The following is an 11,712-nucleotide window of genomic DNA, read 5'->3' as shown; positions in this document are numbered from 1 at the left end:
CTCCTAAAACGCTACAGAAGCCTTGATGGCTTCGAAGGTTTTCAATTCATCAGGCATGTATTCTTTTTCGTGAATTAGCGGATATGGCGTATCTAAACCACACACACGGCTAATTGGCGACTCAAGCGATAAGAAACATTCTTGTTGTATCGTTGCAGCGATTTCACCGGCAAAGCCACCGGTTAATGGCGCCTCGTGATTGATCAGTAAACGACCCGTCTTAGTCACGGATTTTGCCACCGTGTCTACATCCCAAGGTGCTAGTGTGCGTAAGTCGATAATTTCGCACGAAATACCTTCTTTTTCAGCACGCTCACAGGCTTTTTCAACAATTTCCATCTGCGCGCCCCATGCAAGCACTGTAATATCGCGACCTTGTTTAACCACTTGTGCTTTACCCAATTCAATTTGGTAGTCGCCTGCTGGCACTTCGCCTACCGAAGCACGATACAAACGCTTAGGTTCAAAGAAAATCACCGGGTTTGGATCGCGAATGGCTGCAAGTAATAGACCTTTGGCTTGCTCAGGATTACGCGGCACCACCACTTTGAGTCCAGGTGTTTGGGTAAAATAGGCTTCAGGGGATTGTGAATGATAATGACCACCGGCAATACCCCCGCCATAGGGAGTACGGAAGGTTAAACCGCCGACATCAAATTGATTACCGCTACGATAACGGAACTTAGCCGATTCATTAACGATTTGATCAAAAGCCGGAAATATATAGTCAGCAAATTGAATTTCAGCAACGGCAGTCATCCCATACGATGCTAAACCGTTAGCAAAACCTGCAATGCCTTGTTCCGTTAATGGAGTATTAAAACAACGCTCTCGACCATATTGCTCTTGCAAGCCTGAGGTTGCACGGAAAACACCACCGAAATGGCCAACGTCTTCACCAAAAATAACCATGCGCTCGTCAGCTTTCATGGCAATTGATAACGCCTCATTGATGGCGTGTAACATATTCATTTGAGCCACGGTTTAGAGTCTCCCTGCGCTTTTTGGATAGGCTTTTGGGTACTTATTAATATGCTCTTTTAACTCTTTCAGCTGCTTCTTAAGCGCAGGTGTCGGTTTATCAAGCACATCTTCGATGATTTCATCCAGTTTTGGGATAGGTAATTTCTCTGCCACTTTTACTGCTGCAAGCACTTCTTCACGATAACGTTCGTATAAGGTGGTTTCATCGGCTTCGTTGATCCAACCTTTGTTAACCATCCATAATTTAAAGCGTTTAACAGGGTCATGTTGCTGCCATTTGGCTTCTTCATCTTTTGAGCGATAGCCAGATGGGTCATCTGATGATGAATGTGCGCCTAAACGGTACGTCATGGCTTCAATTAATACTGGAGCATTATGTTCTAACGCGTAGGCTCTAGCCTGTTGTGTGGCTGCTAACACGGCAAGCATGTCATTACCGTCTACACGAATGGTGTGCATACCATAACCGACACCACGACTAGCAATACCGTTACCAGCAAATTGCTCTTCGGTAGGCGTTGAAATGGCATAACCATTGTTACGACAAAAGAAAATGACCGGAGATTTTAACACCGCGGCCATGTTCAACCCTGCGTGAAAATCACCTTCTGACGCGGCACCTTCACCAAAGTAACAAATGGCAACATTACGTTTACCTTGTAACTTCATGCCGTAAGCTACGCCTGTCGCTTGCGGGATTTGCGTTGCCAAGGGTGACGAAATAGTCTGGTAATTAAGTTCACGGCTACCGTAATGAATTGGCATTTGACGGCCTTTACCTAAATCTTTTTCATTACTGAACATTTGGTTCATAAATTGTTCAGTACTGAACCCACGGTAACGCAATGAAGCGTGTTCACGGTATTGAGCCAAAATAACGTCATCTTTATCGAGCGCGGCGGTGCTACCAATAATTGAGGCTTCCTCACCGGTACAGGTCATGTAAAAACTGATACGACCTTGACGTTGCGCACCTAACATACGTTCATCTAATACGCGGGTAAAAACGCAGGTATCGAAGATTTTATCGGCTAAAGGCTTATCGATAACGGGCAGTACGGCATTTTCATACGTGGTGCCGTCAGCTTGCAAAATGCGCAAAATGGGGATGTGCAATGACGCTTTGTCTAAGAAGCTGACACGGTGCACTGTTTCATTGGTCAGTGGTGCGTTGCTCATATTATGCTCTTGTTATTGTTGAGCGATATTCAATATTAATACCGCTTCATTTATATGGTTCAAGTAAACATTACGTTAACGTAAACTACCTATCAATACCTACTTTCACTGTAAACGTATTTTACTCACGATTAACATGTATATATTGCTTTACGACTGCACCTAACCAACCTGACGATGCATGTTTCAGAGCTTCTCAAGCCTGATTAGGTATTTACAATAGACTCGTTCGGTGCGGGCACTAAACACAACACCGTACGTTGACCAACCGGTACGTTCTCATTAGGAAATACTATCGCTTCTAATGGTTGCTCGACTGTGATTTGCTTCCCACCTTCTGTCGCTAACACTTCTCCCTGTTTAAACGCACTAAAGTTTTTGGTGTCACTAGCAAAATTAAACTCAAAATCATCAAAATGTTTGTTAATTGAACGTGAAACTTTGTACAAATTAACTTTAGCAGGATCAAATGCCACTGAAGGCAGTGTAGATTCAGTGATTAATTTTTCAAGCATTGTATGGGTTTGTACAAAACGACTCATATCATTTTGGCCAAACGGCATCACTTTGCCCAGTTCAACGGTAAAAGCATCAGCTTGAAATTGCTCTGAAGAGTAATAACTGAATGTGGTGGTGGGTTCATGATGAAACAAGATGGTATCAACCCCGCACGCTGCGAGGAACATCATTTGCTCACCGCTATACGCACGGCCTGGGCGATAGGGGTAAATGGCAAATTTTTCATGCTTTGAGGGGCGGATTGCCGTGTGTAAATCGTAATGGATACGTTGACGGTCACTGTTAGCATTAAAGAAATCAGCCACATATTTTTCCAGCGCTTTCGCGCGGTGGCGTTCAGGGTGAGTTAAGCCCTCACCTTTTGAGTGTGCACCACTGAATAATCGATTCATGTTTTCGTCAATGAAACGGGTTTTGTTGAGGATGGCGGCTGGATTACCGATTAAAAACATCACTCGTTGTTTAGCAATAATACGTTGAGTTAATAAGTCACTAATCAGTTGGTTACAAATTTCGATGGGGGCAGTTTCATTACCATGAACCGCACACGACAACACAATATCTTTACTGGCTGTGGCGGGAGAAAACACTATCACGCCAGTGTCTAGCACCTCAACACGAGTGTGCTGTCCCAACATAAAATGGTACCCGGCGGGTAATTGAGTTGGGTTTGCTAAGGTATAAGCTAAAAAATCATTGTTTATCATAAGGTCAGATAACACGATGAACTCCTTGTTTCATTATTATATGGCGCAGTAAATGCCACGTACCTGTGGATTCATTTGCACTTATTGGCGCGGATTCTATCATAGCCCTAAGCGATTTTAATGTTGCTATAAGTTAGATTTATTTTTTCAGTAAAGTTTACTTGCAAAACAGCGCAATATTCCACACAATTATAGCCATCTAGACTTCTATATTGTGTTAAGGGTGTTTCATGGCGTTAGCGACATTTGGTGCAGGTTGTTTTTGGGGGGTTGAGTATTTTTTCCGTGAGATTAACGGCGTGAGCAATGCGACCTGTGGATACATGGGCGGTAAAGACAGTGCTACCACTTATAAAGAAGTCAAAACCGGTACGACCGGCCATGCTGAAGTGGTACAAGTTGAGTTTGACCCTGAAGTCGTCAGCTATAACGAACTTTTAGATGTCTTTTGGAAAAACCACAACCCAACCATGTTAAACATGCAAGGAGGCGACATTGGTACTCAATATCGCAGCACGATCTTTTTCCATGATAAAGAGCAAAAAGCCCTAGCTGAAACGTCTAAACTGGCATTAGCGCGCAGTGGGAAATGGGGCCAACGTCATATCGTCACAGAAATTGTGCCACTGCAAACATTCCATATTGCAGAAGATTATCATCAGAATTACTTAGAAAAAAATAATCTACCTACGTGTCATTTAGTTTACTAACCGCTTTGATATTAAGCGCCTAGTAAAACTCACCATCAGTTCAGACTGACTAATGCCTTTCATTAATCAGTCTGAACAACAAATAGATTAGCGCAATCGATTTACTATCGTTAACTTCCCTTTACCCGCCGATGTAAATTCCATACAATCCCAAGCAAATTGCTTAAGGCATGTTATCGGAGAATAAAATCATGAGTGAAGCTCGTCACGTTAACCTACTAATTTTAGGTTCTGGCCCTGCTGGCTATACCGCTGCTGTTTATGCAGCGCGTGCAAATTTGAAACCTGTAATGATCACAGGTATGCAGCAAGGTGGCCAATTAACCACCACAACAGAAGTTGAAAACTGGCCAGGCGATGCAGAAGACTTAACCGGTCCAGCATTAATGGAACGTATGCAAAAGCATGCAGAAAAGTTTGATACTGAAATTATTTTTGATCACATCAACGAAGTAAACCTAACTGAACGCCCTTTCCGTTTAAAAGGCGACAATGGCGAATTCACTTGTGATGCATTAATTATTGCCACTGGTGCTTCAGCTAAATACTTGGGTTTGCCATCAGAAGAGGCCTTCATGGGCCGTGGTGTTTCAGCATGTGCGACCTGTGATGGTTTCTTTTATCGCAATCAGAAAGTTGCGGTCATTGGTGGTGGTAATACCGCTGTCGAAGAAGCGTTGTATTTAAGTAACATTGCATCAGAAGTTCATTTAATTCACCGTCGTGACAGTTTCCGTTCAGAGAAAATTCTGATTAACCGTCTAATGGATAAAGTGGCTAACGGCAACATCATTTTACATCTAGACCAAACACTGGAAGAAGTGACAGGCAACGACATGGGTGTAACCGGTCTTAAAAAGAAAAGCACTAAAGACGGCAGTATTACCGATTTAGAGGTTGCGGGTGTATTCGTGGCCATTGGTCACAGTCCAAACACGGGTATCTTTGCTGGTCAGTTAGAAATGAACCACGGTTATTTAAAAGTAAACAGTGGCTTACAAGGCAATGCAACCCAAACCAGTATTGAAGGCGTTTATGCTTGTGGCGACGTAATGGATCAACATTATCGTCAAGCTATCACGTCAGCCGGCACAGGTTGTATGGCTGCGCTAGATGCTGAGCGTTTCCTCGACGCACAAAAGTAATTATTTTTGCCATTCACTCACCAATAACAGAGTGTATTACAAACATATAAAGAGCAGATTTTCTGCTCTTTTTTATTGTCTAAGGGTTTTAATGCTCGCATTTCATCAGCCTCAACAGACTGATAAAATGTTGAGCTCAATCACGCTATATTTTACAGGATCTGATACCATAAAATAACGATTAACATTTAACCTTGGCAATATAAGCACCCATAATACTGAATATATAATCCATTGAGCTCTAAATAAAATAACAAAAGGACTGAACATGAGCGAAATATTACCTTTCCTTGGGAGTGGACTGATTATATTTGGGGCTTTTTTACTCGCAATCGCAATGACGCTTGTATGGAAAATTATTGGTCTTTTACCTAAGGGCAGACTGCAACACAGTTGGTTTTTTTTATTACTGCTCATTTTATTTTTTGTTATCAGCTACTGTTTATATGCCAAATATAGTTATGTCAATATTTCCGTCACAGCGGATATCGTTGTGCCGATCATCTTTTTTCTCGGTGCTATTTTTGTCTATATCGTCTGTAACTTATCCCTCAAAACAACCAGAGATATCATGCAGATTTATATTCTCAAACAAGAAAATAACACCGATCCACTCACAGGCATTTTCAATCGTCGTTATCTCGATAACTACCTTAACAAGGAAACAACTAAAGCCCAGAGCTTCACTTTACCTTTGTCGGTATGCCTTATTGATATCGATCATTTTAAAAATATTAATGATAATTATGGCCACCCAGTCGGCGACCTTGTTCTAAAAAGCATTGCTAAAAATATAAAAGAATCACTTAGAGATTCAGATGTGTTAACCCGCTATGGAGGAGAAGAGTTTGTCGTTGTACTCCCAGGAACTCAAGTCTCTACATCTTATAAACTCGCAGAGCGGCTAAGAAAAAACATCGAAAGCTTACAAGTAGCCATACCCGGTAAATCTGGCCAAAATGAGTTAACGGTTAAGGTCACTATTAGTATTGGTGTCACCGAGTTGAGCCTTGAATGTAAAGACTATATGTGTCTTATTAAAAATGCAGATACTGCATTATATAGGGCTAAAAATAATGGCCGTAATCAAGTATTTATTTGTTAACGACTTAACCTGATAAATCTAAACCTCTTTTTGATAATAGACAGCTTCAGTATCCCCCAAGGGGTCGCGGTGAAGCCGTTTGTATTGAAATTCCATTCCTAGCTTTTTCATAATCGCAATAGATGCAACATTATCTTCAACCGCAATCGCACTCACGTGTGTGACTTCATCAAGCGCACTTATTGTTTGCATCACGGCATTGGCCGCTTCAGTTGCATACCCTTTACCCCAACAAGCATGTTTAAAGCGCCAACCAAGCTCAATATTATGGGGCTCAGGGTGGGTAAAAAAATGCATTGGTCGGACTAAAATCCAACCTAAATATTGACCACTCAATTGGTATTTATCATTTTCAGCGCAATCTAGTGCTTGGACTTTCCACAAACCCCAACCTTTTTCGGGATTTAGATATTGAGCTAACCTTGGCAACATCACCGTATCAATTTGATGCTGGGTGGTTTTAATTCCGCCATTTAAAAAGTGCATTACCCGTTCGTCTTGGTCTAACTCAAACAATAGTGCACCGTCATCAAGGGTTAATAATGACAGTTGTAATCTAGACGTATTGGTGATGGTGATTTGCATGGCGTTTCCTATAAACGATGACATTAAGGTCAAAAACAACCCTAGACTGAAACACAAGTTTACACATTGATACAACAAACAAGAAACAATTCGATTAACATATACATATAAAATAGATTAGTTGCAGTTTGTTGGGGAAGACACTGCAATACAAAATCACTTAAAAGGAAGCATTGTGGCTACTAAAAAACAAATAATTTTACCGTTTGTGGTATTAGGCATTGGCGTTGCAGGACTTGTTGGTCTTAGTGCATTGAAAAAACCACCAGAAGAAAAACCACAAGTTGATATGACACCATTAGTCTCTGTTGAAGAGATTGTCTATCAACCAATGACGTTTAACGTTGATTCCTATGGTGTTGTTAATGCTAAATACACCACTGAAATAATTGCTCAAGTCGGCGGTGAAATTATTTATTTAGACCCAAACTTTGTTAAAGGTGGTTTTGTTAAAAAAGGTGAAGTACTTGCCAAGATTGACCCCAGCGATTATGAATCAAGTTTACTTGACGCCCAAGCCAATATCGCTTCCTCAAAAGCTTCTCTAGTACAAGAACGCGCTAATGCTGAGGTGGCCATTAGAGAATGGGCTGATATAACCAATCAAAAACCAACAGATTTAAGCCTGCGTAAACCGCAATTAGCCCAAGAACTCGCCAAGTTAAAAAGTGCAGAAGCCAGCTTAAATCGCGCCAAACGTGATTTAGAACGAACCGTAATTCGTGCACCTTATGACGCATTAATCGACGCTCGTGAAATTGGCTTAGGTTCATATGTGAGCAAGGGCAGCCTTATTGGTAAAGTCCTCAATACAGATAAAGCTGAAGTTCGCTTACCTATTGCTGATAAAGAAATGCAATATTTACAGGCGAAAGGAGTCGGTACTACGGTGAACCTATACAGCAACTTTGCCGGCAGTAAACATACCTGGAAAGGTAAGATTGTTCGCAGTGAGGGCGTTGTCGACAGTAAAAGCAGGATGACTTATCTCGTGGCTGAAGTTGATGACCCATACGGTTTGAACACCAATAAAAAAGAATTACGTTACGGCACATATGTCACCGCAGAAGTGACCGGACTTGAAGCCGGGAATGTTGCCGTAGTACCTCGCCATTTAGTGGTTAACGGGGCGGTAGCCATTATGGATGCAGAAAAGACCTTACGCTATAAACCTGTAACCATTATCCGCCAAGACGGAGCGAACGTGGTCATCACTGATGGGCTTGAAACCGGTATGCAACTGATCATATCAGCCCTTGACTACCCTATTGATGGAATGAAAGTCGCGTTACCCCAAGACCGCATTCTGCAAAAAGAAGCAGAAAAAGATGCCTCTGAACTTGCGATGGAAGGTGAATAACAATCATGGCAGATACTCACAAAGGACTCATAGCCTGGTTTGCTCGCAACAGTGTTGCGGCAAACTTGCTAATGATCATCATCTTAATCGGTGGCCTGTTAACCGCAAGCACCATTCGAAAGCAGTTTTTTCCAGAAGTTGAAATTAACTGGATTGAATTTAGCGCCGTCTACCCTGGCACAGCACCGCAAGAGGTAGAAGAAGGCATAACCATTAAAATTGAACAAGCGCTTGAGAGCATTCAAGGCTTAAAGCGGGTCATTACTTACTCTAACCGTAATATGGCTCAAGGCTATTTTCAGGTTGAAGAATCGTACGATCCCCTGGTTGTGCTCGATGAAATCAAATCTGAGATTGACTCAATATCAACGTTTCCGGCCGACATGGAGCCGCCAAAGGTTGAGCGGATTAAATTTAGACAAGAAGTCATGTACTTAAGTCTTTATGGTGATATGTCCGAGCGCCAACTGAAAGATTTAGGCGATAAAATCCATAATGAAATCATGCAACTTCCCAATGTGAATATTTCAGAATATTACGGTGGTTTGGGTTATGAGATTAGCATCGAAGTGAGTAAAGACAAGCTGCGCGAATATGGGCTGACATTTAATGATGTTGCCCAAGCAGTACAAGGTTATTCACGCAATATGTCGGCTGGGCAAATAAAAGCTGAAAACGGCTACATTAACTTGCGCGTACAAAACCAAGCCTATGTCGGTTATGAGTTTGAAGCGCTACCCTTACTGACATTAGATGACGGTACCAAATTATCATTAGGTGAGATTGCCGTAGTCGATGATGGTTTTGAAGATGGCATTCAATACTCTAAGTTCAACGGTAAAAATTCTGTCACCTTCTTTATTGGTGCCGCAAAAAATCAAAGCATTACCGACATTGCTGAAATTATTCATACCTATGTCGATAAAAAGCAAAAAGCCTTACCCCAAGGGGTTAAGCTTGAGCCTTGGGTAGATATGACCTATTACCTCGACGGTCGCTTACAGTTAATGTTAGACAGCATGAAAAGCGGCGCGGTATTAGTATTCTTAATGCTAGCGTTATTTCTACGTGTGCGTTTAGCGTTTTGGGTCATGATGGGATTACCAGTGTGTTTCTTAGGTACCCTATTGTTTATGCCAATGGCATTGATTGATGTCACCATTAACGTTATCAGTTTATTCGCGTTTATCTTAGTGCTCGGTATTGTGGTCGATGACGCCATTGTGATGGGAGAAAGCGCCCACAGTGAGTCAGAAGAACACGGTCACAGTATTGAAAGCGTGATCCGCGGGGTGCAAAAAGTCGCGATGCCAGCCACCTTTGGCGTGCTAACAACCATTGCTGCATTTTTACCCATCACCATGGATGATGGCCCCTCTTCTGCCTTTGGTCAGGCCATTGGTTACGTGGTGATTTTATGTTTGCTCTTTTCATTGGTTGAGTCAAAACTGATCCTACCTGCGCATTTAGCTCACATGAAAAAACCTAAGGTCGTTAAAGCTGGGTCTAAAAACCCATTGGACTGGTTGCGTAATGGCGTCAACTTTGTTCAAGGTGCAGTAGACCGTAATTTAACGAAATACATTGAGAATATTTATCGTCCATCATTAGAAATTGCCATTAAATATCGCTACGCCGTGATCATGCTGTTTATCAGTTTAATTTTAGTGTGTGCCGGTCTTTACGGTGGTGGTTTAGTGCGCTTTATTGGCCAACCTAAAATCCCTCATGACTTCCCACGAATTAAAATTGAAATGAACGTGGATGCATCAGAAAAAGCAACGTTAGCGGCAGCGCTTGCCATTGAGGAAACCTTATATAAAGTTGACAAAGAAGTTGAGCAGCAATATGGACAACGAATGATTTCTGACATGCAAGTTGACCTAAAAGGCCAAACCAATGCAGAAGTAATGACCAAATTAGTTGACCCTGAATTACGCCCAATGGACACCTTTGCACTTGCCGAATTATGGCGCCAAGCCATGCCATTAATTCCAGGGGTTAAGTCGTTTACCATTCAAGACAGTTTAATGGGTGGCGGCCGTGAAGACGGCGACATCAGCTTTAGACTTGAGGGTAACAACGAAGAGCAACTTATTGCCGCCTCAATGATGTTAAAAGAAAAGCTCAACAGCTTAAAAGGCGTGAGTGATGTCAATGACAGCAGGCAATCCAGTGCCAAAGAAGTACAGTTCCAATTAAAGCCATTGGCAAATGCCTTAGGCTTAACCTTGGCCAATATCGCTTCACAAGTGGGGAACAGTTTCTACGGCCTTGAAGCTCAGCGTATTATCCGTAATGGCGAAGAAATCAAAGTCATGCTGCGCTACCCAGAAGAGCAGCGCAACTCGATTTCATTGGTGCAAGATGTGTTAATTAAAACACCACAAGGTGGTGAGTTGCCGTTATCTGAAGTCGCTGACATTAAAGTGGTTCAAGGGGTTAATAGTATCCGTCGTGAAAATGGCAGCCGTACCATTAACGTATGGGGTTCTGTCGATGCAGAACAAGCTGAACCCTTTAAGCTCGCCAAAGATATCCGCGATAACTTTATCCCTGAACTACTGATCAAATACCCACAGGTTCGCAGTGAAGTGTCTGGCAATATCCAAGAACAGCTTGATAGTGCTAATACTCAAATGCGTGATTTTATCTTGTCGTTGTTGGTGATCTACAGCTTATTAGCGATACCGCTTCGCTCATATATTCAGCCTGTGATGATCATGTCAGTCATTCCGTTTGGGGTTATTGGTTCTGTTATGGGCCACATCATTTTAGACATCGATTTAAGTGCCCTATCGATGTTTGGTATTATCGCGGCAGCCGGGGTGGTGGTTAACGACTCGCTAGTGATGGTCGATTATGTTAATAACTCACGTAAAGCAGGCGTGCCGATGCGTTTAGCGGTACTTAATGCAGGTTGTAAACGCTTTAGAGCAATTATGTTGACCTCATTAACCACCTTTATCGGTTTAGTGCCTATCATGTCTGAAACCAGCATGCAGGCACAAATGGTGATCCCTATGGCAGTGTCATTAGCCTTTGGTGTGTTGTTTGCTACTGTGGTAACCCTGTGTTTAATTCCATGTTTGTATATTGCCATTGAAGACTCAAAGGCTTTAATCGCACGAATCATTGGTATTTATTCGCCGGCCACGCCAAACACCAAGCTTGAAGAGTCACAACAACACTAACATTCACATCGATAGATTGTTAAGGGGCCTTATTCGTAAGGCCCCTTTTTTTATCCTTATACCATTGCGCGTTAGCAAGTGATCTCTCAGCGAGAATTTAAAAGGGCTTAAACAAGGCGAATGACTGAATGAATAGTGATTCTCTTTCGAAGTCATGCAACGCAGTGTAAGCCCTTTTAAAACTCACCTAAAAGGAATGCCCCAGCCGCTTTTGCTTTACGTTC

Annotated in this window: 9 protein-coding genes; 5 read left to right on the top strand and 4 right to left on the bottom strand. The window is 42.2% G+C overall.

All coding sequences use genetic code 11. The features are described from left to right. Positions 1-3: 3 nt before the first annotated feature. From PQR79_RS04375 to astE, 3 genes are all read right to left on the bottom strand, one after another. On the bottom strand, positions 4-981 hold the full coding sequence (locus PQR79_RS04375) for an alpha-ketoacid dehydrogenase subunit beta (protein WP_188925917.1): 978 nt from the start codon (positions 979-981) through the stop codon (positions 4-6). A 3-nt stretch (positions 982-984) separates the two neighbouring features. Continuing rightward, positions 985-2,163: a thiamine pyrophosphate-dependent dehydrogenase E1 component subunit alpha gene (locus tag PQR79_RS04370; protein WP_238103915.1), complete on the bottom strand. Its 1,179-nt coding sequence runs from the start codon at positions 2,161-2,163 to the stop codon at positions 985-987. Positions 2,164-2,369: 206 nt separating this feature from the next. Further along, positions 2,370-3,389: a succinylglutamate desuccinylase gene (astE, locus tag PQR79_RS04365; RefSeq protein WP_303648309.1), complete on the bottom strand. Its 1,020-nt coding sequence runs from the start codon at positions 3,387-3,389 to the stop codon at positions 2,370-2,372. A 230-nt stretch (positions 3,390-3,619) separates the two neighbouring features. Here astE and msrA point away from each other — a divergent pair, with 230 nt between their 5' ends. The 3 genes from msrA to PQR79_RS04350 all read left to right on the top strand — a co-directional run bounded on the left by msrA (position 3,620) and on the right by PQR79_RS04350 (position 6,349). After that, entirely contained in the window at positions 3,620-4,099 is a 480-nt protein-coding gene (gene msrA / locus PQR79_RS04360) for a peptide-methionine (S)-S-oxide reductase MsrA (RefSeq protein ID WP_238103917.1), read from the top strand. Positions 4,100-4,290: 191 nt separating this feature from the next. Further along, entirely contained in the window at positions 4,291-5,244 is a 954-nt protein-coding gene (gene trxB, locus PQR79_RS04355; protein WP_238103918.1) for a thioredoxin-disulfide reductase, read from the top strand. Positions 5,245-5,512: 268 nt separating this feature from the next. Further along, positions 5,513-6,349 carry a GGDEF domain-containing protein gene (locus PQR79_RS04350; RefSeq protein WP_238103919.1) on the top strand — a complete coding sequence of 279 codons (837 nt, stop codon included), beginning with the start codon at positions 5,513-5,515 and terminating at the stop codon, positions 6,347-6,349. 18 nt (positions 6,350-6,367) lie between these two features. Here the strand turns inward: PQR79_RS04350 and PQR79_RS04345 are convergent, their stop codons facing one another. Beyond that, positions 6,368-6,934, bottom strand: coding sequence for a GNAT family N-acetyltransferase (locus PQR79_RS04345; protein WP_303648267.1), 567 nt, complete (start codon positions 6,932-6,934; stop codon positions 6,368-6,370). A 175-nt stretch (positions 6,935-7,109) separates the two neighbouring features. Between PQR79_RS04345 and PQR79_RS04340 the strand changes: the two genes are divergently transcribed. Then, the gene (locus PQR79_RS04340) at positions 7,110-8,294 is read left to right on the top strand and encodes an efflux RND transporter periplasmic adaptor subunit (protein WP_238103920.1); all 1,185 of its coding nucleotides are present in this window, start codon (positions 7,110-7,112) and stop codon (positions 8,292-8,294) included. Between the two features lie 5 nt (positions 8,295-8,299). Continuing rightward, positions 8,300-11,488 carry an efflux RND transporter permease subunit gene (locus PQR79_RS04335; protein WP_238103921.1) on the top strand — a complete coding sequence of 1,063 codons (3,189 nt, stop codon included), beginning with the start codon at positions 8,300-8,302 and terminating at the stop codon, positions 11,486-11,488. The last annotated feature ends 224 nt before the right edge of the window (positions 11,489-11,712 follow it).

The organism is Shewanella metallivivens (genome assembly GCF_028750675.1).
GTDB classification, from domain to species: Bacteria; Pseudomonadota; Gammaproteobacteria; order Enterobacterales; family Shewanellaceae; genus Shewanella; species Shewanella metallivivens.
This window is presented reverse-complemented; position numbering and strand designations above follow the sequence as displayed.

What these genes read in the sequence shown, in the direction of transcription:
- PQR79_RS04370 (WP_238103915.1), bottom strand. Translation starts at nt 2,163, where the DNA reads ATGAGCAACGCACCACTGACCAATGAAACAGTGCACCGTGTCAGCTTC.
- msrA (WP_238103917.1), top strand. Translation starts at nt 3,620, where the DNA reads ATGGCGTTAGCGACATTTGGTGCAGGTTGTTTTTGGGGGGTTGAGTAT.
- PQR79_RS04350 (WP_238103919.1), top strand. Translation starts at nt 5,513, where the DNA reads ATGAGCGAAATATTACCTTTCCTTGGGAGTGGACTGATTATATTTGGG.
- PQR79_RS04345 (WP_303648267.1), bottom strand. Translation starts at nt 6,934, where the DNA reads ATGCAAATCACCATCACCAATACGTCTAGATTACAACTGTCATTATTA.
- trxB (WP_238103918.1), top strand. Translation starts at nt 4,291, where the DNA reads ATGAGTGAAGCTCGTCACGTTAACCTACTAATTTTAGGTTCTGGCCCT.
- astE (WP_303648309.1), bottom strand. Translation starts at nt 3,389, where the DNA reads ATGATAAACAATGATTTTTTAGCTTATACCTTAGCAAACCCAACTCAA.
- PQR79_RS04335 (WP_238103921.1), top strand. Translation starts at nt 8,300, where the DNA reads ATGGCAGATACTCACAAAGGACTCATAGCCTGGTTTGCTCGCAACAGT.